General features: G+C 71.3%; 20 protein-coding genes. 12 read left to right on the forward strand and 8 right to left on the reverse strand.

Annotation, left to right across the window (positions count from 1 at the left end):
• Positions 1-3 precede the first annotated feature (3 nt).
• The gene (locus tag AC3WSN_RS11730) at positions 4-222 is read right to left on the reverse strand and encodes a DUF2093 domain-containing protein (RefSeq protein ID WP_192708859.1); all 219 of its coding nucleotides are present in this window, start codon (positions 220-222) and stop codon (positions 4-6) included.
• Between the two features lie 64 nt (positions 223-286).
• Positions 287-1,273 (reverse strand): bifunctional riboflavin kinase/FAD synthetase, encoded by a 987-nt coding sequence (locus AC3WSN_RS11735; protein WP_192708860.1) that lies wholly within the window; start codon positions 1,271-1,273, stop codon positions 287-289.
• 312 nt (positions 1,274-1,585) lie between these two features.
• Here AC3WSN_RS11735 and AC3WSN_RS11740 point away from each other — a divergent pair, with 312 nt between their 5' ends.
• From AC3WSN_RS11740 to AC3WSN_RS11765, 6 genes are all read left to right on the forward strand, one after another.
• A complete protein-coding gene (locus tag AC3WSN_RS11740) occupies positions 1,586-1,969 on the forward strand; it encodes a response regulator (protein ID WP_012317888.1) in 384 nt (127 codons plus the stop codon).
• 110 nt (positions 1,970-2,079) lie between these two features.
• The gene (locus AC3WSN_RS11745; protein ID WP_192708861.1) at positions 2,080-2,613 is read left to right on the forward strand and encodes a protein phosphatase CheZ; all 534 of its coding nucleotides are present in this window, start codon (positions 2,080-2,082) and stop codon (positions 2,611-2,613) included.
• A 110-nt stretch (positions 2,614-2,723) separates the two neighbouring features.
• Positions 2,724-3,518: a creatininase family protein gene (locus AC3WSN_RS11750; protein ID WP_492538132.1), complete on the forward strand. Its 795-nt coding sequence runs from the start codon at positions 2,724-2,726 to the stop codon at positions 3,516-3,518.
• Positions 3,519-3,608: 90 nt separating this feature from the next.
• A complete protein-coding gene (locus tag AC3WSN_RS11755) occupies positions 3,609-4,325 on the forward strand; it encodes a DUF1223 domain-containing protein (protein WP_492543078.1) in 717 nt (238 codons plus the stop codon).
• 104 nt (positions 4,326-4,429) lie between these two features.
• Positions 4,430-4,987 (forward strand): sigma-70 family RNA polymerase sigma factor, encoded by a 558-nt coding sequence (locus tag AC3WSN_RS11760; protein ID WP_492538133.1) that lies wholly within the window; start codon positions 4,430-4,432, stop codon positions 4,985-4,987.
• On the forward strand, positions 4,984-5,664 hold the full coding sequence (locus AC3WSN_RS11765) for an NrsF family protein (RefSeq protein ID WP_492538135.1): 681 nt from the start codon (positions 4,984-4,986) through the stop codon (positions 5,662-5,664). Before AC3WSN_RS11760 ends, AC3WSN_RS11765 begins: the two co-directional genes overlap by 4 nt.
• 15 nt (positions 5,665-5,679) lie before the next feature.
• On the opposite strand, the gene AC3WSN_RS11770 is transcribed toward AC3WSN_RS11765, so the two are convergent.
• The gene (locus AC3WSN_RS11770; protein WP_192708863.1) at positions 5,680-6,171 is read right to left on the reverse strand and encodes a YcgN family cysteine cluster protein; all 492 of its coding nucleotides are present in this window, start codon (positions 6,169-6,171) and stop codon (positions 5,680-5,682) included.
• A gap of 401 nt (positions 6,172-6,572) precedes the next feature.
• Here AC3WSN_RS11770 and AC3WSN_RS11775 point away from each other — a divergent pair, with 401 nt between their 5' ends.
• From AC3WSN_RS11775 to AC3WSN_RS11785, 3 genes are read left to right on the forward strand one after another with little or no spacing between them, the layout of a single operon-like run.
• Positions 6,573-8,867 carry a transglycosylase domain-containing protein gene (locus AC3WSN_RS11775; protein WP_492538137.1) on the forward strand — a complete coding sequence of 765 codons (2,295 nt, stop codon included), beginning with the start codon at positions 6,573-6,575 and terminating at the stop codon, positions 8,865-8,867.
• 4 nt (positions 8,868-8,871) lie between these two features.
• Positions 8,872-9,555 carry a DUF1214 domain-containing protein gene (locus AC3WSN_RS11780; RefSeq protein WP_492538139.1) on the forward strand — a complete coding sequence of 228 codons (684 nt, stop codon included), beginning with the start codon at positions 8,872-8,874 and terminating at the stop codon, positions 9,553-9,555.
• Positions 9,543-10,166, forward strand: coding sequence for a DUF1254 domain-containing protein (locus tag AC3WSN_RS11785; protein ID WP_192708866.1), 624 nt, complete (start codon positions 9,543-9,545; stop codon positions 10,164-10,166). The genes AC3WSN_RS11780 and AC3WSN_RS11785 overlap by 13 nt, the downstream gene beginning before the upstream one ends.
• An 8-nt stretch (positions 10,167-10,174) precedes the next feature.
• On the opposite strand, the gene AC3WSN_RS11790 is transcribed toward AC3WSN_RS11785, so the two are convergent.
• Together AC3WSN_RS11790 and AC3WSN_RS11795 are read right to left on the reverse strand one after the other, a co-directional pair.
• Entirely contained in the window at positions 10,175-10,993 is an 819-nt protein-coding gene (locus tag AC3WSN_RS11790) for a hypothetical protein (protein ID WP_192708867.1), read from the reverse strand.
• A gap of 47 nt (positions 10,994-11,040) precedes the next feature.
• On the reverse strand, positions 11,041-11,253 hold the full coding sequence (locus AC3WSN_RS11795; protein WP_192708868.1) for a hypothetical protein: 213 nt from the start codon (positions 11,251-11,253) through the stop codon (positions 11,041-11,043).
• 439 nt (positions 11,254-11,692) lie between these two features.
• On the opposite strand from AC3WSN_RS11795, the gene AC3WSN_RS11800 reads away from it, so the two are divergent.
• Together AC3WSN_RS11800 and gshB are read left to right on the forward strand one after the other, a co-directional pair.
• Positions 11,693-11,983 carry a hypothetical protein gene (locus AC3WSN_RS11800; protein ID WP_492538142.1) on the forward strand — a complete coding sequence of 97 codons (291 nt, stop codon included), beginning with the start codon at positions 11,693-11,695 and terminating at the stop codon, positions 11,981-11,983.
• 46 nt (positions 11,984-12,029) lie between these two features.
• Positions 12,030-12,986, forward strand: a complete 957-nt coding sequence (gene gshB, locus AC3WSN_RS11805; RefSeq protein WP_492538144.1) for a glutathione synthase — start codon at positions 12,030-12,032, stop codon at positions 12,984-12,986.
• A 34-nt stretch (positions 12,987-13,020) separates the two neighbouring features.
• Here gshB and AC3WSN_RS11810 read toward each other — a convergent pair whose 3' ends face one another.
• Together AC3WSN_RS11810 and AC3WSN_RS11815 are read right to left on the reverse strand one after the other, a co-directional pair.
• Positions 13,021-14,556, reverse strand: coding sequence for a cation:proton antiporter (locus AC3WSN_RS11810; protein ID WP_492538146.1), 1,536 nt, complete (start codon positions 14,554-14,556; stop codon positions 13,021-13,023).
• A gap of 57 nt (positions 14,557-14,613) precedes the next feature.
• The gene (locus AC3WSN_RS11815) at positions 14,614-16,005 is read right to left on the reverse strand and encodes a carbohydrate porin (protein WP_492543080.1); all 1,392 of its coding nucleotides are present in this window, start codon (positions 16,003-16,005) and stop codon (positions 14,614-14,616) included.
• A 388-nt stretch (positions 16,006-16,393) separates the two neighbouring features.
• Between AC3WSN_RS11815 and AC3WSN_RS11820 the strand changes: the two genes are divergently transcribed.
• The gene (locus AC3WSN_RS11820; protein ID WP_492538148.1) at positions 16,394-17,992 is read left to right on the forward strand and encodes a gamma-glutamyltransferase family protein; all 1,599 of its coding nucleotides are present in this window, start codon (positions 16,394-16,396) and stop codon (positions 17,990-17,992) included.
• A 177-nt stretch (positions 17,993-18,169) separates the two neighbouring features.
• Here the strand turns inward: AC3WSN_RS11820 and AC3WSN_RS11825 are convergent, their stop codons facing one another.
• Positions 18,170-19,027 carry a class I SAM-dependent methyltransferase gene (locus AC3WSN_RS11825; RefSeq protein WP_492538150.1) on the reverse strand — a complete coding sequence of 286 codons (858 nt, stop codon included), beginning with the start codon at positions 19,025-19,027 and terminating at the stop codon, positions 18,170-18,172.
• Between the last annotated feature and the right edge of the window lie 5 nt (positions 19,028-19,032).

The following is a 19,032-nucleotide window of genomic DNA, read 5'->3' on the forward strand; positions in this document are numbered from 1 at the left end:
CGGTCAGGGGCGGCCGGTTTCCTTGAGCCGCTTCAGGATCGCCTCGGGAGAGATGTAGGCCTCCTGCCGGACCGCGCTCCAGTAGCGCAGGGCGTCGAGCGGGATCGGCTCGCCGGTCACCGCGCAGCGCACGAAGCTGCCCGGCTTGACCACCCGCATGGTGCCGTCGCCGTACTCGACGACCGCCTCGCCGTTGTTCGCGCGTTCGTAACGACCCAGCACATCCGCCTCCCGATCGATGTCGGACTTCTACACGATCCGCGCCGGCCGCGCTGCCTCTGAAGAATCAGGTCAGCATCGACCGGGTTTCATCGCTCGCCAGCAGGTCCCGCGCGGCGGATGCATCGATGTGCATGCGCGCGACCAGGGCGTCGGCGCTGTCGAACCGTTCCTCGCCGCGGATGTAGCCGACGAATTCGACGGCGATCTCCTGCCCGTAGAGATCACCGGAGAAGTCGAACAGATAGGTCTCCAGGAGCGGGGCGCCGTCGTCGAAGGTCGGGCGGCGTCCGTAGCTCGCCACCCCGTCGTAGAACTGACCGGACCCGAGGCGGACCCGGACCGCGTAGATCCCGTGGGCGAGCCCGCAATCCGGCAGCCGGACATTGGCGGTCGGAAAGCCGAGCTGGCGGCCGCGCTTGTCGCCGTGCTGGACCGGGCCGAGGACGAACCAGCGATAGCCGAGCAGCGCGTTGGCGCGGGTCACGTCGCCGGCGCCGAGGGCGGCGCGGATCGCGCTCGACGAGACCGGCTCGGTCTCGCCCCCGAGGGCGACCGGGTCGACGATCCGGCAGCTCATCCCGGCCTCGCGGCAGAGCTCGGCCAGGATCGTGGGCGTGCCTTCGCGGCCACAGCCGAAATGGAAATCGTGACCGACGACCACGCCGGACAGGCCGAGCGACCCTTTGAGGAAATCGAGCACGAAGGCGCGCGCGCCCGTGGCCGCCAGGGCGCCGTCGAACCGGCGCACGATCAGCCCGTCGAGGCCGAGATGGGCGAACACGATCTCCTTGGCGGCGAGCCCGGTGAGGCGGAACATCGGCGCGTCCGGCATGAAATAGGCCCGCGGATGCGGCTCGAAGGTGAGCACCGCCGCCGGCCGTCCGGCCTCGGCGGCGGCTAGGCGCACGCTATCGACAAGCACCCGGTGACCGAGATGGACGCCGTCGAAGTTGCCGATCGCCGCCACGGCCCCCGCCAGGGCCGGCGGCACCGGCGCATCGGCGCGGCAGATCGTGAAGGGTCGCGCGGCCGTTGCGTCGCCTGTGGCCATCGTTCCGGGGTCGGATGCTGGGAAGGGTCGGATGGGTTCGCCTGACATGTCCGCGAGGGGCCCGACGCGGCCGGACCCTGCCCAAAGGCGCCCGGAGGGTCAAGCGAGGCCTCGAAGCGGGCCCCTGCGACCGGCCCATGGAACGCGGCCGTGACGCCGGGCCATGCGCCGACCGCGCCGATTAACGGCTTCGCAATGCGCGTGCGCTATTTAAAATGACGAGCAGCGCAGCTAAATTGCCGCGTTAGCGAAGCGTTAATCTATCCGGGAGCCGGCGCGGCTTCCCGCCGGGCAATACGGAGCAGTTGTTCGATGGCTCTCGATCTGAGCATGCCGATCCTCGTTGTCGACGATTACCAGACGATGGTCCGCATTATCCGTAATCTTCTGAAGCAGCTCGGATTCGAGGAAGTCGATGATGCTTCGGATGGCACCGAGGCTCTTGCGCGCCTCAAGGGCCGCAAGTATGGCCTCGTGATCTCCGACTGGAACATGGAGCCGATGACCGGGTACGAGCTGCTCCGGCACGTGCGCGCGGATGAAAATCTTCGGACGACGCCGTTCATCATGGTGACGGCCGAATCGAAGACCGAGAACGTCATCGCCGCCAAGAAGGCCGGCGTGAACAATTATATCGTCAAGCCCTTCAACGCCGCCACGCTGAAGTCGAAGATCGAGGCGGTCTGCGGGAGCTGATCGGCCCCATGCAGCGCCCCCCGCGCCGACCCGCCGGATCACCGACGCGCCATAAGGCACGCGGGACCGGCACGGTCGGCCAGGACGGTCATCGATCCCAGGAGGACAGCATGTCGTTAGCCGTCGCGCGGCAGGCCGATTTGCGGATGCGGGAGCCGCAGGCCGTCATCGCCGAGTTGATCGAGATCGCGGACTATATCGCCCACCTGCGCGAGGAGATCGGCGCGCTGCGGGCGAACGAGATGAGCCGCGACCGGATCCCCATGGCGCATGAGGAGCTCGGCAGCGTCGTCGCGGCGACTGCCGGCGCCACCAACACCATCATGGAAGCCGCGGAAGCGATGCTCGGGCTCCCGGACGGCCCCGGCTACCGCGACGCCGTCGAGGAGCGGATCAACACGATCTTCGAGGCCTGCGCGTTCCAGGACATCACCGGTCAGCGGATCGCCAAGGTGGTGGAGTCGCTCAGGCTGTTCGAGCAGCGCCTGGCCCGGTTCGTCGGGGCCGTGAAGGCCCGCGATACCGGCGCTATGGACCCGGCCGAGCGCGCCCGCCGCGCCCGTGCCGAGGATCTGCTGCTCAACGGCCCCCAGGCGGTCGAGGCGACACCCTCCCAGGACGACATCGACGCGCTCTTCGCCTGATGCGCCGCTCCGGATCGCCGGTCCGGGCGTCGACTCGGTGGCCACGCTCCGGTTAGATCGCCGTCCGTAACCGGTTGCCGCACGGCGCCGGCAGGAGGCCTCTGCAGGATATGGCGGCGCGGCTCTGGTCCGACCTCACCACGAACGACTTCGCCCGTCGCGACATGCGGCGGGCGATCGCGGTGCTGCCGGTGGCCGCCATCGAGCAGCATGGTCCCCATCTGCCACTCTCGACCGATTGCGACATCGCCGAGGGCTACCTCGCCCGCGTGCGCGGGCGAGTGTCAGCGGAGCTCGACGTGCTGCTGCTGCCCGTGCAGACGGTGGGCAAATCCGACGAGCATGACGCCTTCCCGGGGACGCTGTCCCTGGAGACCGGGACGGCGCTGGCGGCCTGGACGGGGCTCGGCGCCGCGATCAGCCGCGCCGGCTGCCGCAAGCTGGTGATCGTCACGAGCCATGGCGGCAACAGCCCGCTCATCGACCTTGTGGCGGGAGAGCTGCGGTCGCGCTTCGGCATGGTCGCGGTGACGACTTCCTGGGCGCGGTTCGGCTATCCGGACGGCCTGTTCCCGGCCGAGGAGATCGCCCACGGCATCCATGCCGGCGGCATCGAGACCGCGCTGATGCTGGCGCTGCGCCCCGATCTCGTGCGGACCGACCGGATCGCCGATTTCCCGCCGCGGACCCGCGCGATGGTCCGCGATTTCACCCATCTGCGCGCCGGCCGCCCTGCCGCTTTCGCCTGGAAAGCCGAGGATCTCCACCCCTCCGGCGCCATCGGCGACGCGCGGCTCGGCACGGCCGAAGCCGGCCACGCCGCGCTGGAATACGGGGCGCAGGCTTTCGTGGCGCTCCTGCGCGACGTCGACGCGTTCGAGCTCGACGGGCAGGAACCGGCGTAACCGCTGCCGCCGCGCTGCGAAAGAGCCGGTACGCCGGCCCAGAGGGCCGGCGCGGGAGCCCCGGCCATGCGTCCTGTCATTGGTCCAATCTTGCGTCCTGCGGCGCTGATCGCCGCCCTGATGTGCGCGGCCGCTGGCCCGACCCCCGCGGCGGCGCGTCCCGTCGTCGTCGAGCTGTTCACCTCGCAGAGCTGCTCCTCCTGCCCGCCCGCCGAGGCGCTGCTCGGCCGGCTGGCGCGGGAGCACGCCGACATCCTGCCGCTCGCCTTCCACGTCACCTACTGGAACCACCTGAACTGGCGCGACCCCTACGCCCTGCCCGCCGCCACAGCGCGCCAGGAGGCCTACGCGGCCCGGCTCGGTGGCGGCGCCTACACGCCGGAAGCGGTGATCGACGGTCGGACCGGCCTCGTCGGCTCCGACGAGGCCGGTCTGCGGGGCGCGATCGCGCGGGCCCGGGAGGCCGGGCCGGCGGTCTCGGCGACGCTGTCCCGCGACGGCGACCACGTCGCCGCGCAGGTCGGGGCCGGCCGCGGCACCGCCCGGGTCCTGCTGATCGGCTTCGATCCGAGCCACACCACCCGGGTGCTGCGCGGCGAGAATGCCGGGCGCGCCATCGAGCAGGCCAACATCGTCCGCTCGATCCGCGAGCTCGGTCCCTGGTCCGGCGCCGCCGCGACCTTCACGGCCGGCCTGCCGGAGGGCGAGACCGCGGCCCTGCTCGTGCAGGCGGAGGACGGGCGCATCCTCGGGGCCGCCCGCCTGGATCAGCCCGGCACCGCAACGGACCGGGAGGCGCTGCGATGATGCTGACTCTGCCGGGCGCCGATGCCTGCAGCTGGGCGCTGGCGCCGGGACCCGAACGCGGGCAAAAGACGGCGCGTGCCGGCGGACGGAACGGCGGAGCCCGGATGGCGCTCGAAGAGGATCTTGCGGCTCTGATGGTGGCGGCGCAGGGCGGCGACGCAGCCGCCTATCGCGCCCTGCTGAAGGCCTGCCTGCCGGTCGTGTCGGCGATCGCCAGGGGTCAGGGCGTGCGCGGCGAGGCGGTGGACGACGTCGTGCAGGATACGCTGATGACGGTCCACCGGGCGCGGGCGAGCTACGATCCGACGCGCCCGTTCCTGCCCTGGCTGCGCGCGATCACCCAGCGGCGGGTGATCGACCGCCTGCGCCGTTCGGGTCGCCGGCCGCGGGAGGTCAACGACCCCCTGGCCTACGAGGCCGAGGTCGATCCCGGACCCGCCCCCGGCCAAGGCCTCGAGGCCCGGGACCGCGCCGCCGCCCTGGCGCGCGCGGTGGCGTCCCTCCCCGAGGGGCAGCGGCAGGCGGTGGAGCATCTCGGCCTGCGCGAACTCTCGCTCGATGAGACCGCGGCGCTCACCGGCCGGAGCAAGGGCGCGCTCAAGGTCAATCTACACCGCGCGCTGAAGGCGCTCCGGGCCAGCCTGACGCAGGAGAGGGAATGATGCCCGAACGCGTCGGCTGCAGCCTGTCCCGCCACGAGCAACTCGTCGAGGACCTCGCGGGCGACCTCGAACCCGTGCGGCCGCTCCCGGCTCCGGGCCTGCGCGCGGCCCTGTGGCTCGGCTCGGCCCTGCTGATCGGCCTCGGGCTGGCGGCCTGGTTCGGCACCGGCGGGTTCATTCTTCGGATGCGCGTCCCCGATCTCGCCCTGGCCGCCGTGGGCGCCGTGCTGACCGCCGCTGCGGCCGCGTTCGCGGCGTTCGCCACCAGCGTGCCGGGTCGCTCGGCCGGCTGGGCGTTCCTGCCCGTGCCGCCGCTGGCCCTGTGGATCGGGGCGAGCGGTCTCGGCTGCCTGCGCGAGTGGGTCGCGCCGGGATCCGACATTCCGGGCGCCCACACGGTGACGGGCTGCTTCAGCTTCCTGATCTGCGTGTCGGTGCCCCTCTCGGCGCTGATCGTCGTGATGCTGCGGCGCGCCTGCCCTCTGCGGCCGAATCTCACGGCGGCTCTGGGCGGCCTCGCGGTTGCGGCGGCGGCGGCGGCGCTGCTGATGCCGGTTCATCCGCATGATGCGACGGCGACCGACCTCCTGATCCACGCGGCGGCGGTCGCCATCGTTATCGCCCTGAACGGGCTGGCCGGGGGCAGGTTGATCGGCCGCGATGCCGGAACCGGCTGAGCGCCTGTCCCGGCCTCAATCCCCGTAGGGGTCGCGGGCCGGCCAGTCCACGATCCGGTCCGGCAACTCGTCCTCGGAGAATTCCTCCTCGTTGCCGGAGAGCCTGCCACGGACCGAGATGCCGGCCTCGTGGACGCTCGAGGCCCGTCCCGAGATCAGGGGGTGCCACGGGTACAGCGGCTCACCGTCCCGGACGAGACGGTAGGCGCAGGTCGGCGGCAGCCACGCGATCGTGCGCACCGCCTCGGGTGTCAAACGGACGCAGTCCGGCACCCGCTTCTGGCGGCGCGGATAGTCGCGGCAGCGGCAGGTGAGCCCGTCAAGGAGCGTGCAGCCGACATCCGTGTGGTGGACCTCGCCGGTATCCTCGTCCTCGAGCTTCATCAGGCAGCACCGGCCGCACCCGTCGCACAGGCTCTCCCATTCGGAGGGGCTCATGGCGTCGAGGGTCTTGGTCCGCCAGAACGGCTCGACGGCCCCGCGGCGCGGCGCCTCGGGCTTGGGCATCTTTCAGGTCTCTCGATCGGGAGGTGCGTCTCTCTGCCCGAGCCGCGGGACCGCTGCAAGCGTAGCAGTCGGCCCATGAGCGCCAGAGTTTTTGGGCGATGCGTGTGGCCGCCCTGCACGACCAACGCCGTCCTTCCGGGCTCGGCTTCGGCGCCCCGGAACCACGGGGGTCGATGGGCTCCAAGCCTGATCGGCGCAGCGGTGCGACCCGATCGCGCCCTCACGCGTTATGCCCAAGCTCGTCCGCGGCGATTCGCGAGACTGCGCAGAGCCTCGCCGACGGTTCCGGATCCTGCTATGGACGGGAGCGCCGCGCGGTGGTCCGGGCGCAGGCTTCGCGCCGGCGGCGCGGGTGCGTCACCATCCGCCGCAGAGGCGCTCGACAAGCCGGGTTCGACATCGTGCGCCTGCCGACGCTCACCGAGATCAAGATCCGCTTCGAACGCGCCGCCCTCGCGTTCGACGCCTGGGTCAATGCCAGCCTGTACGACGGCGGCCAGTCCACCGGCGAGGCCTACGAGCGCTTCCAGCGCGTCATGAGCCGCTTCGCGGTGCGCGGCTGGAAGCGCTTTGCCCTCGACCTCACCAGCGAGGCCGTCACCATCGGCACCGGCGGCGCCGTGCTGATGCTGGCGCTGGCGCAGCCCGCCTTCCAGCTCACCAGCGAGAACTGGCTGAAGCAGCAGGACCTCGCCGTAACCTTCCTCGACCGCTACGGCACCGAGGTCGGGCGCCGCGGCATTAAGCATGATGACTCGCTCAAGCTCGACGAGTTTCCCGACATCATGATCAAGGCGCTGGTCTCCACGGAGGACCGGCGCTTCTACGAGCATTGGGGCATCGACCCGATCGGTACCCTCCGGGCGCTCGTGAACAACTCGAAGGGCGGCGGCGGCACGCAGGGCGGCTCCTCGATCACCCAGCAGCTCGCCAAGAACCTGTTTTTGACGAACGAGCGCTCGCTCGAAAGAAAGGTGAATGAGGCGTTCCTGGCGCTCTGGCTCGAGAGCCACCTGACCAAGAACGAGATCCTGAAGCTCTACCTCGACCGGGCCTATATGGGCGGCGGCACCTTCGGGGCGGTGGCGGCGGCGGATTACTATTTCGGCAAGCCGCTCAAGGACATCAGCCTCGCCGAGGCCGCCATGCTGGCGGGCCTGTTCAAGGCGCCGACCAAGTACGCCCCGCACGTCAACCTGCCGGCGGCCCGCGCCCGGGCGGCCGACGTGCTGCACAACATGGTCGAGGCCGGCTTCGTCACCGAGGGCCAGATCCAGACGGCCCTGCGCAACCCGGCGACGCCGGTGACCCGCACCCGCGACATCACCGCCGACTACTACCTCGACTGGGCCTTCGGCGAGATCAAGGGCATGGCCGACGCCGGAAAGCTACGCAACGACCGCGTGCTGACCGTGAAGACGCCCCTCGACCTCGGGATCCAGAAGCGCGCCGACGAGGTGGTGGCCGACATCCTGCGCAAGTCCGGCGACGCCATGGATGTCGACGAGGCCGCCATGGTCATCCTCGACCCCGACGGGGCGCTGCGCGCCATGGTCGGCGGCGCCGATTACGGCGAGAGCCAGTTCAACCGCGCCACGGACGCGCTGCGCCAGCCCGGCTCGTCGTTCAAGCCCTACGTCTATTCCGCAGCCCTGGCCTCGGGCCTGTTCAAGCCCGATACGACGGTCGTCGACAGCCCGGTCTGCATCGGCAACTGGTGCCCGCAGAATTACGGCCGCTCCTATGCGGGCCGGGTGCCGATGTGGCTCGCCGTGGCGAAGTCGATCAACACCATCCCGATCAAGATCTCGATCGCGCTGGGCAAGGCCATGGGCATCAGCCACGAGGCCCGGGCCGCCAAGGCTGGGCGCGCGAAGATCACCGAACTGGCCCACAAGATGGGCATCACCTCGAACCTGATCGACACGGTCTCGATGCCGATCGGCTCGGACGAGGTGACGGTGATCGATCAGGCGGCCGGATACGCGGTGTTCGCCAACGGCGGCTTCCGGGCCAAGCCCTACGCGGCCATGGAGGTGAAGAACTCCTCGGGCGAGGTGATCTACCGGCACGCCGACGAGGCGCCCGAGCGGGTGCTCTCGCCCCAGGTCGTGGCCGACATGAACTTCATGCTCAACAAGGTCGTCGAGGAAGGCACCGGCAAGCGGGCGCAGCTCGAGGGCGTGAAGGTCGCAGGCAAGTCCGGCACCACGAACGCCTACCGGGACGCGTGGTTCGTCGGCTACACCGGCAATTACGTCGGCGCGGTCTGGTTCGGGAACGACGACCACACCTCGACCAACAAGCTGACCGGCGGCTCGCTCCCGGCCCAGACCTGGCACGATGTGATGGAGCCGGCCCACCAGGGCATCGAGATCAAGGGCCTGCCGGGCCTGAAGGACAGCCCGCGCGCTGCCCAGCAGCAGGCCTCCGGCGGCCCGACGGCCCCGACCGACCCGAATGCCAGCGCCTACGGCAAGCTCTCGCGCCGCTCCTTCGAGGTGATCAGCGGCCTGAACGGCCTGTTCCGCACGGTCGACCGGGCGCCCGCTGCGGATCCGGGCGCCCGGTCCGGCGCCGCGGATCCGAAGTCCGGAAAGAAGCCCGACGACAGGGCATCGGCCGGACCGGCGGGCCAGCCCCGCGCTGTGGCCGAAGGCGGCCGCTCGGCCGGCGGCTTCATCGAGATGCGGTGAGCGCATGAAGCTCGCGATTCCCGAAGCCCTCGGCCGCATGTCGGCGGTCGAGGGGCCCCGGCGTAGCGGCGCCGTGCGGCTCGTCGCCCGCCTCTGGCGCAAGAGCTCCGTGGCGGGACTGGCCGTCTACGCCCTCGCACTCGGCGGCGCCCTCGGCCTCGCCACCGCCGACTGGGCCACGAGCGGCGGCTATCCGTTCGGCGGCGTACAGGTTGGCGCCTGGACCGCATGGCCCCGGGCCAGCGCGGCGAATGCCGATCCGTACACGCGTGCGGTCAATGCCCGGCGGGGCGAGATCCCGCTCGCGGTCGGCGAGGGCCTGCTGATGACGGCGGCGGTGGACGACATGGGCCGAGCGCTCGATGCCACCTGCACCTACCAGATCGGCGGCGCGACGCCCCCGGCCCGCGCCTGGACGCTCACGGTGGCGGGCCGCGGCCCGCGCGAGCCGGGCCGTCCGCCGGTGCGCGAGGGTTTCACCTCGACGGAGGTCCTGCGGACGCCCGATGGACGGTTCACCGTGATGCTCGGGCCCGAAGTCCAGCCCGGGAACTGGCTCCCAAGCCCCCGGGCGAGCGGCCCGGTGCGGCTGGCGCTGCGCCTCTACGACACACCAGCCGCCGCGAGCGTCGGATCCCTCGACCGCACCTCGGTGCCGGCCATTACCCGCCTGGGATGCGCCTCGTGAGCCTGCGCTTCGTCTACGCCACGCTGCTCGGGCTCGTGATCGCCGGCATCGTCCACATCGCGGCGGTCCTGGCCATCCCGCACCTGTCGGAGACGGATGCCGTCTCGCGCGCCCGCACCAGCGAGAGTCTGGAGCATCCGCAGCCGATCTACACGGTCGCCACCGGCGACGACCCCTCCCCGCCGGAGGCCTGGCTGCCGATCCCGGATCCGGCGGTGGCGGTGGGTGTCTGCGCCTACGACCTGACCGACGGTCCCATGCGCGTCTCGGCCCGGACCGGTCCGCTGTCGCTGTCGCTCGCCGCCCATGCGCGGCGTGGCGCCTTCTACGCGGTGACCGATCAGGCGGCGGTCCGCGGCGCCCTCGACCTCGTGATCCTCACCCGCGCCCAGTACGACGAGGCGCTCGCCGACGACGACGAGAACGACCCGAGCCGCGACGTGCGCATCGTCGCGCCGGACAATCGCGGCTTCGTGGTGGTGCGGGTGATCGCCGGCCTGCCGAGCCAGCGCCCCGCCGCCAATGCCGCGGTCCAGGCCGTCTCCTGCTCGACCGACACGGCGACGGATGACACGTCGAAGGACACGTCCGGCAAGGGCACTGGCCGCTAGCGGCGGCTTCAGTCCTTCACGACGAGCGGGCCGGCCTGGGCGACCGGGAGCGGGACAGGCTCCAAGCCGCACCGCGCCGCGGCGTCGGGCGGCAGGAGCGGGTCGAGCAGGTTGCGGCGGGCCGCCAGCATCGTCAGCGACCGCTCCGCCCCGACCGACTCGGCGGCCGGCGCCTCGGCGAACAGGTGCTCCAGGGCGAACCGGTAACGGGCGAGCCGAAGGCCCGCCTCGACCCGCACCCAGGCGATGAGGCAGCGGTTCTCGGCGACGCGCTGCGCGGCCAGCCGGATGTCGGCATCGTTCAGGGTCTTGGCGAAGGGCAGGCTGCGCAGCCGGGCGGCATCCGCGTCGATGACCCGGGCCGCGAGCGCCGTGAAGATCGGGATCAGGCGGGCATCCGCGGTGGCGTCGTCGCCGAGCTGGCGATAGCGGGAGACGGGCGAGCGGGACGGTGCGGCGGTCAACGTCGCGTAGTAGGCGCCGATCTCCTCGACGCGCCACGTGGCCGGCGTCGCATGGGCGCTCGCGAGGCCGAGTACGGCGTCCTGGAAGGCCGAGAAGGTGCTGGCGGGCTGCACGAAGCGCCAGGCGCGGTCGCGCAGCGCCTGCTCGTCGTCGGTCAGGCCCGAGTCCAGCAGCAGGCGGCCGCGGTCATGGGTGCTGAAGCTGCCCGTGGTGTCGATGAGGCCGTTCCAGACGCCCGTCCGCGGCCGCCCGAAATCGCCGCTCTGCGTGCAAGCCGCGAGCAGGGCCAGGGCTATGCCGGTCGGCAGGAGGCAGGCTGCCGTGCGGAAGCGGGTGACACGCCTTCTGTCCGGGACTGGCATGGGAGAACCGTGGGAGACGTCGCGCGGCCGTCCGGGCATCCGCCCGCTCAGGAGGCGAGGCGCTCGTAGCGCACGCCGAGGAACAGCAGGATCTCGCCGCGCCGCTCACCGGAGCGCGGGACGCGGCAGGTCCGCCGCGCCTCCGGGCCGGGAAACGGGATGAGGACCGCCGAGGCGGCTGCGGTCGATTCGCGCATCGGGCTGATCGCCTGCGCGGACAGACGGGGGCAGCCGATCTCCTGTGGTTTGAAAAGCGTCATGGTCTCCGGCTCCTGTCGGCGGTCCGAGCGTCCGGCCCGGGCCCTGCGGAGGGCGTCGGCAAGGGCTACGGAAACAATCCAGCACGCCATGGTTAACGGAGTCTTTCCGGGGTTCGACGGCTCGGACCAGGGTCCGGACGGGCGTGCAGGCGAGTTGGCGCGCGACTTGCGATTGCTGATCTGCCCATGGCGGGCGTTTCCTCCCTTCGACTTCAAGGCCCTGCCCGATCCCGGGCGGGGCCTTTTTCTTGCCGGCGCGAACGATGCTGCGTCCCGGAGGGCACAGCCCGGAGAGCCGCGGCCGCGACGGCGCTGTGCGGAACCCCTGTGGACCTCCGGTGCTTGCCTAGCGCCTGTCGCGACCGATATGCCGGACGCGGGTGGAGGGGGGACCGCCACGTCGGTTCTCCGCCCGAGCGAAATTTGAGGACACCGCTGGATGCGACTGGTTCCGGAACGATCCCTGCGCTTCTCCCGCCGCGGCCTGGCCATGGCGGCGCTGGCGCTGCTCGCGCTCAGCGCCGGCCCCGCCTACGCCCAACGCGAGGACCAGGGCTTGCAGCTTGGCTGTGCGAATGACTACTTCCGCCTCTGCGCCGGCGTCGACCCGAACAGCCAGGACGCGGACCGCTGCATGATGCGCAATCGCAAGCGCCTCTCGCCCGAGTGCCGCTCCGCCATCGGCGACTACGACAAGCGCACGGGCAGCAAGTCGCTGTCCGACGATTGAGGCGGCGCGCGGTCGAGGATTCCGCCGCCGACAAGGGGCGTATTGGATGAGCCTGACCGTCGCCGTTCAGATGGACCCGATCCAGAATATCCGGATCGCGGGTGACACCACCTTCGCCCTGCTGCTGGAAGCCCAGCGGCGGGGTCATTCCCTCGTGTACTACACGCCCGACCGGCTCTCGATGCAGGGCCGGCGCGTGACCGCGCGGGTCGAGCGGCTGACCGTCCAGGACGTCGAGGGCGCGCATTTCACCCTGACGCCGCCGGAGCGGATCGACCTCGCGGAGACGGACGTGGTGCTGATGCGCCAGGATCCGCCCTTCGACATGGCCTACATCACGGCCACCCACATGCTGGAGCGGATCCATCCGGAGACGCTGGTCGTCAACGATCCGTTCGAGGTCCGCAACGCCCCCGAGAAGCTGTTCGTCCTCGACTTCCCCGAGCTGATGCCGCCGACCCTGATCAGCCGCGACAAGGCGGAAATCGAGGCGTTCCGGCTGGAGCACGGCACCGTGGCGATGAAGCCGCTGCACGGGCACGGCGGCGCGGCCGTCTTCAAGGTCACCGAGAAGGATCCGAACTTCGGCTCGATGTTCGACCTGTTCGCCGCGACCTTCCCGGAGGCCTGGGTGGTGCAGCGCTACCTCGACCGGGTCACCGAGGGCGACAAGCGCATCATCCTGGTGGATGGCGTCCCCATGGGCGCGGTCAACCGCGTCCCGGCCGCCAACGACATCCGCTCGAACATGGTCCGGGGCGGCGCCGCATCGGCGTCGGAACTGACCGAGCGCGAGCGCGAGATCTGCGCGACGATCGGCCCCGAGCTGGCGCGCCGTGGCCTGATCCTGGTGGGGATCGACGTGATCGACGGCCACCTCACCGAGATCAACGTGACCTCCCCCACCGGCATCCGGGCGATCCAGCGACTCGGCGGCCCAGACCTGTCGGTGGCGGTGTGGGATGCGATCGAGGCGCGGGTCGCGGCCCGAAAGGGCGTCTGATCGCCCTGCGCTGCGCGACCGATCCGCGCCGCCCTCACGTCTCCGCGCGCGGCGTCGCGCTGAGCTCGGCCCAATCGAACTCCTCCTCCAGCAGGAAATAGGCGTCGTCGCCGATCCGGCCCTTGCGGCGCAGGGCCAGCACCGCGTCGCGGGCGGCCTCGACGGCTCGGCGCCGGGCGGCATCCGCTGGCAGGCTTTCGGGCGCCAAGCCTTCCTCGTGCTCTTCGGCCTCGGCGAGCGCCGCCCGGAACTCGGCGCGCAACGCATCCGTCGCCGGCTCGTCCTCGGCATCCGCGAGGCTGTCCAGGGCGGCCTTGTAGGCGGCGGCCCTGGCGCGGCCGGTCTCGCGGCCCACCGGATCGTCGTCTTCCAAGCGCAGGTGGGCCAGCAACGGCCGCAGGGTCAGGCCCTGGACGATCAGGGTGCCGAGCACGGTGAAGAAGGCGGTGAACACCACGAGGTCCCGGTGCGGGAATTCGGCGGGCAGCGCCAGGGCGGCCGCGACGGTCACGATGCCGCGCATGCCCGCCCAGGACATCGCGAGCCCGGGCCCGAGGCGCGCCGGAGCCCCGGCCTGGCGGATGCCGAGGCCGCGCATCCGGGTGGTCGGCAGCACCCAGGCAAGGCGCGTCACCACCACGGTGGCGAAGGTCGCGGCCGCGAGGACCAGGGCCTGCCACGCATCCCCGCCGGTCAGCCGCTCCCGGATCGGGTCGACCTGGATGCCGATCAGCACGAAGGCCAGGACGTTGAGCACGAAGACCGCCGTGTCCCAGACCGCGTAGGAGATCACCCGGGCGCGCGGTGCCGTGGTGCCCGGCGCCCGTCGGGCGACCGTGACCGCGAAGCTGACGATGGTCAGCACCCCGGACAGTTCCAGCCGCTCTGCGGCGAGCCAGATTCCGAAGGCGACCACGAACTGCAGCACGATCGCGCTCGCCGGGTCCGTGACGCGCCGCGTGACGGCCACGAACAGGAGCCCGAGACAGGGGCCGACGATGAGGCTCGCCACCACGCCGAGCAGGAAGATCGGCGCCACCTCGGCCGGGTGGAAGCTGCCGGCCATCGCCGCCGTGACGCCGAGCCGGTAGATCAGCAGAGAGGCCGCGTCGTTGAGCAGGCTCTCGCCGCGCAGAATCGTGGCGAGGCGATGGGGCATCGGCGCATGCTTGAGCACGGCCAGGGCCGCCACCGCGTCGGGCGGGGCGACCACGGCCCCGAGCACGATGCAGGCGGAGAGCGGCATGTCCGGCACGACGAGCCGCGCCACGAAGGCCACGGCGAGCGTCGTCACCACGACGGCGCCGACCGCGAGCCCGAGCACCGCCCGCCAGTTCTCCTTCATGTCCCGCACGGAGGCGTCGAAACCGGCATCGAGCAGCACCGGCGCGAGGAACAGCGCCAGCGCCAGCTCGGGATCGAGCTGCAGGTTGGGTACGCCCGGGACGAAGGCGAGGGCGACGCCCCCGAGCGCCAGGAAGGCCGGATAGGGCGCCCCGAGCCGCCGCGCCAGCCCGGCCAACAGGACCGCGCCGAACAGCACGCCGACGACCCACTCGAAGATCAACATGCCTTTGAAAGAGGCGGGGTCGTGCGAGCGTTCCCGGTCGAGCCGTCGCAGGCCGGCTCAGTACTGAACGGTCGCGCGCAGGCCGAGCACCGCCGCATTGCGCAGCCGCCGGCCGTCCGGACCGGCAATGCCGGCGCCCGGGCGGATGACGTATTGGGCATCCGGCTGCACCGTGAAGCCCGGAACCACGACGGCCTGATAGGTCGCTTCGATCACCGCCTCGGCGCGGCGGCGGGGGATCGGCAGGCCCGTGTAGAGGATCGTGTCCCGGTCGGCCCGCTGGGCCTCGTCGCCGATGCGGGCGTAGGCGAGGCTGACGCCGATCGTGTCGTCGTCGCGGCCGTCGAACAGGCCCTTATAGGCGAGGCCGGTATCCAGGTAGGCGTCGATCAGGCTGGAGCGGGTCGGCGACCAAGCGGCCCGCACGAAGAAGCCCAGGCCCTCGTCGTCCTTGCCCGATTCCCGATAGAGCGTCTGGTCGAAGATCGCGTAGAGGCCGGCATTGCCGCGCACCGGCCGCCCGATCCCGGTGGCGTTCGGGTCGGCAAGCGGCACGCCGGTGATGTCGAAGCGCAGGCTGTCGAACCGGCCGAAATGCTGCCAGCCGCCCAGGGTGATGTCGCCCGGCAGGCCCGTGGATCCGGGGGCGATGTTGTACGCGTAGGTCGCCTCGGCGATCAGCAGGGCCGGGTCGTGGAGGCGAAAATTGGTGCCCGTCCGGTCGAGGCGCTGCGCCTCAGGATCGTCCCCGGGACGGTTCGCACCGGCCGGATCGCCGTCGTAGAGCCCGACCTGCAGCGAGAAGCCGTTGCCGGGCACGTACTTGGCGCGGATCGCCGGCGCCGCGAGCGGATAGGCCGGGCCGCCGCTCGGCAGGTTGAGCCCGGTGATGGCGGGCCAACCGAAGGTGGAGTTCACGAACAGGGTTGCGGTCTGGCTGACGAAGAACTCGGTATCGGCGGCCTGCTGGCCGATCCGGATGCCGAGCTGGCCGTCCATCAGGCTCTGGTCGAGCCAGAGCACGTAGAGCCGGCTCGACGGGAGCGCCTCGATGACGCTAGTGGTGAGCAGGTTGCCGATATAGTAGCGCGACAGGCCGGTGCCGTGGATGAAGTAGGCGTTGGCGTGAACCGTGGCGCCCTGCCAGCCCGCGAGCCGGTCGAGGTCCAGGTTGAGCCGCAGGTTGAGGCGGTCCTCGACGATCGCACCTTGCCGGACTCCGCCGACAGGGTTGCCGAGCACATCGGCGATGTAGGTCAGGCTGTACTCGATGCCGCGTTCCTTCAGAACGGGGCGGATCCCCAGCGGATCGCCGAGCGGCCCGAGATAAGGCTCGACCGAGCGGACATAGCCGCCCGAGGCCTGGCTGGTGGTCTCCGGCTGGGAGACCGAGACGCGCGGATCGGCGCCCGCGCCCTCGAACGCGGTCCGGACCTGCTGCTGGGCCATGGCCGGCGTGACCAGGAGGCCGAGGCCGACCGCGAGACGGGCCGGCAGCGTGAGGCTTCCGTTCCGGTGCTCGCTGCTGCGATCCGCGATGCGCGCTTCACCGGTGAGGCAACCGGCGGATCCAGTCCAATCCCTCATCCTGGGGCGCCGCGGCGCAGCGGAGGCCTCGCAGGAGGCGTCCGGAAGGCGGAGCGATCCTTCAAGGCCGCTGCGCGGCACCTCAGGATGAGGGAGCGGGTTGGACGGATCGACACTCCACGCTCCGCCGCTTCGGCAATCGGTCCCGACACGGGCACAGCATAGCACGGTGCACAGCCCGGATACGTCCGGACTTTGCAGGATGCACAAGCTCGCCTAACCCTGCGGCTGGTACACCACAGGACCGCCGATGCCCGAGACCCCCGTCTTCTCCACCGCCGCCGTTGCCGCGCCGCACAGCCTGGCCGCCCAGGCCGGCCAGACGGTTCTGGCTCAGGGCGGCAACGCCATCGAGGCGATGGTGGCGATGGCCGCCTCGATCGCGGTGGTCTACCCGCACATGAACGGGATCGGCGGCGACGGCTTCTGGCTAGTGCGCGAGCGCGGCGGCCGGGTGCGGGGCATCGAGGCCTGCGGCCCGGCCGGGCGCCTCGCCACGACGCAGCGCTACCGTGAGAAGCAGTACGACGCGATCCCCGCGCGCGGCCCCGACGCCATGGTGACGGTGGCCGGTGCGGTCGGCGGCTGGCGCTTCGCCCTGGAGCTGGCCCGGGCGCTCGGCGGCCGGCTGCCCCTGGAGACGCTTCTCGCAGACGCCATCAAGCAGGCGCGGGACGGCGTCCCGGTTTCACCCTCCGAGGCGCGCTACGTGCCCCAGGAACTCGACACGCTTCACGACGCGCCGAATTTTTCGAAAACCTTCCTGAAGGACGGGAAACCCTACCCGGCCGGAGAGATCCGGACCCTTCCCCGGCTCGCCGCCACCCTGGAGCAGCTCGCCCATGCGGGCCTCGGCGATTTCTACCGCGGCGATATCGGGCGGGAGATCGCCGCCGATCTCGAACGCCTCGGCGCGCCGGTGACCCGGGCGGATCTCGAGGCCTTCGCGGCGGCCGAGCGGGCGCCGCTGTCGATCCGGCGGCGCAACGCGACCCTCTACAACTTTCCGCCGCCGACCCAGGGTCTCGCGGCGCTGCTGATCCTCGGGATCTTCGACCGGCTGAACGTCACGGAGCCCGAGACCACCGCCCACTATCACGGCCTGATCGAGGCGACGAAGCGGGCCTTCGCGATCCGCGACCGGGTGGTCACCGATTTCGGCCGCCTGCGGCACGACCCGGCCGCCTTCCTGACCCCGGAGCGGCTCGCCCGCGAGGCGGCGCTCGTCGATATGGGCCGCGCCGCCCGCGTGCCCCTGCCCGATCCCGGCCACGGCGACACCGTCTGGATGGGGGCGATCGACCGGGATGGCCTCGCCGTCTCCTACATCCAGTCGGTCTACTGGGAGTACGGCTCCGGCACGGTGCTGCCGGCCACCGGCATCTGCTGGCAGAACCGCGGCATGTCGTTCTCCCTCGACCCGAAGGCCGTCAACCCGCTGGAGCCGGGCCGGCGGCCGTTCCACACGTTGATTCCCGCCATCGCCGCCTTCGATGACGGACGGGTAATGAGCTACGGCAGCATGGGCGGTGACGGGCAGCCGCAATTCCAGGCCCAGATCTTCACCCGCTACGCCGATTACGGGATGTCGGTCGCCGATGCCGTCGACGCGCCGCGCCTCCTCTACGGTCGGACCTGGGGCGCGCCCTCGCTCAGCGTGAAGGTGGAGGACCGGTTCGATCCGGCCTGCATCGCGGCGCTCGGCCGCCTCGGCCATGACATCGAGGAGCTGGGCGGCTCCTACATCGACTCCCTTGGTCATGCGGGGATGCTGGTCCGGCATCCCCGCGACGGGCGGATCGAGGCGACCCACGATCCACGCTCGGACGGCGGCGCGCTGGGGCTCTGAGACCGTTTCCGGTCGGCTCCTTCGGCGCGTGTCACGCGCTCCGTCATCACGAGCGGAGCGACGTGACCCAGGGCAGCGGGACGTCTGGGATCGTGGCGCTGCCCTGGATTGCTTCATTCCGCTGGCAAAGACGGCAGGCTCGCAGCAACGGCCCAGACCGAATTAGCAGCGCAGAACCTATTCGGCCTGAACGAGCCAGCAGGCGGCGCGCAGGCGCACGGTCCCGCCTTCAGCGTGAGGGCGGAGGATTTCGGTCACCGCCACTTCGGCCCGCGCCCGCAGATCCGGCGCGGCCTCGCGGACGAGGTGCGAGTTCGGACCGAGGTTCAGGGAGACGTGGGTGGCGGCCGCTGTCGCCGCCGCGTCGGTCTCGCCCTGTCCGAGGACGATGTCCCGATCGACCGCATCGCAGGTCACGCTGTCGAAACCGGTGCCGCGCAGCAGGGCGACCAGCGGGTCGGGATCGGCGAAGCGGAACGGCCCCGGCGTGTCGGGCTCCGGCGGCGGCGGGATCTCCGCCAGCAGCGGCAGCACCGCGTCGCGCGGCACGCTCACCCATAGGTTCTCGGGCAGGGTGCGCCAGCACAGGAAGGTCAGCCGGCCGCCCGGCTTGAGCATCCGGCGAACGTTCGCGAAGGCGCGGGCGGAATCGGGAAAGAACATAACGCCGAAGCGCGAAAGACTATGATCGAAGCGACCGAGATCGACGGCCTCGACATCGGCCTCGATGAACTGGATCGCAGCGCCTCCGGGGGCCTCGGCCGCCGCGCGATCCCGCGCCACGGCCAGCAAAGGCGCTGAGATGTCGGCGCCGGTCACGCGGCCGCCGGGACCGACCCGGCGCGCGACCTCCAGGGTCGTCGCCCCCGCGCCGCAGCCGATATCGAGGACCGATGCCCCTGCGCGCAGCGCCAGCGGCGCGAACAGGGCCTCGGTCAGCGGGACGAACATCGCGTCGAGGACCGCCTGGTTGCGCGCCCAGCGGGTGCCGACCTCGCCGTTCCAGTACTCGGTCTGAGTGATGCCGCCCGCCATGATGC

The organism is Methylobacterium sp. FW102-HT35C08 (assembly GCF_058790235.1).

Excerpts from the sequence above, each read along its gene's own strand:
- AC3WSN_RS11735 (WP_192708860.1), bottom strand. The coding sequence starts at position 1,273 with ATGGCCACAGGCGACGCAACGGCCGCGCGACCCTTCACGATCTGCCGC.
- AC3WSN_RS11740 (WP_012317888.1), top strand. The coding sequence starts at position 1,586 with ATGGCTCTCGATCTGAGCATGCCGATCCTCGTTGTCGACGATTACCAG.
- AC3WSN_RS11745 (WP_192708861.1), top strand. The coding sequence starts at position 2,080 with ATGTCGTTAGCCGTCGCGCGGCAGGCCGATTTGCGGATGCGGGAGCCG.
- AC3WSN_RS11750 (WP_492538132.1), top strand. The coding sequence starts at position 2,724 with ATGGCGGCGCGGCTCTGGTCCGACCTCACCACGAACGACTTCGCCCGT.
- AC3WSN_RS11760 (WP_492538133.1), top strand. The coding sequence starts at position 4,430 with ATGGCGCTCGAAGAGGATCTTGCGGCTCTGATGGTGGCGGCGCAGGGC.
- AC3WSN_RS11765 (WP_492538135.1), top strand. The coding sequence starts at position 4,984 with ATGATGCCCGAACGCGTCGGCTGCAGCCTGTCCCGCCACGAGCAACTC.
- AC3WSN_RS11770 (WP_192708863.1), bottom strand. The coding sequence starts at position 6,171 with ATGCCCAAGCCCGAGGCGCCGCGCCGCGGGGCCGTCGAGCCGTTCTGG.
- AC3WSN_RS11780 (WP_492538139.1), top strand. The coding sequence starts at position 8,872 with ATGAAGCTCGCGATTCCCGAAGCCCTCGGCCGCATGTCGGCGGTCGAG.
- AC3WSN_RS11785 (WP_192708866.1), top strand. The coding sequence starts at position 9,543 with ATGCGCCTCGTGAGCCTGCGCTTCGTCTACGCCACGCTGCTCGGGCTC.
- AC3WSN_RS11790 (WP_192708867.1), bottom strand. The coding sequence starts at position 10,993 with ATGCCAGTCCCGGACAGAAGGCGTGTCACCCGCTTCCGCACGGCAGCC.
- AC3WSN_RS11795 (WP_192708868.1), bottom strand. The coding sequence starts at position 11,253 with ATGACGCTTTTCAAACCACAGGAGATCGGCTGCCCCCGTCTGTCCGCG.
- AC3WSN_RS11800 (WP_492538142.1), top strand. The coding sequence starts at position 11,693 with ATGCGACTGGTTCCGGAACGATCCCTGCGCTTCTCCCGCCGCGGCCTG.
- gshB (WP_492538144.1), top strand. The coding sequence starts at position 12,030 with ATGAGCCTGACCGTCGCCGTTCAGATGGACCCGATCCAGAATATCCGG.
- AC3WSN_RS11810 (WP_492538146.1), bottom strand. The coding sequence starts at position 14,556 with ATGTTGATCTTCGAGTGGGTCGTCGGCGTGCTGTTCGGCGCGGTCCTG.
- AC3WSN_RS11815 (WP_492543080.1), bottom strand. The coding sequence starts at position 16,005 with ATGGCCCAGCAGCAGGTCCGGACCGCGTTCGAGGGCGCGGGCGCCGAT.
- AC3WSN_RS11820 (WP_492538148.1), top strand. The coding sequence starts at position 16,394 with ATGCCCGAGACCCCCGTCTTCTCCACCGCCGCCGTTGCCGCGCCGCAC.
- AC3WSN_RS11825 (WP_492538150.1), bottom strand. The coding sequence starts at position 19,027 with ATGGCGGGCGGCATCACTCAGACCGAGTACTGGAACGGCGAGGTCGGC.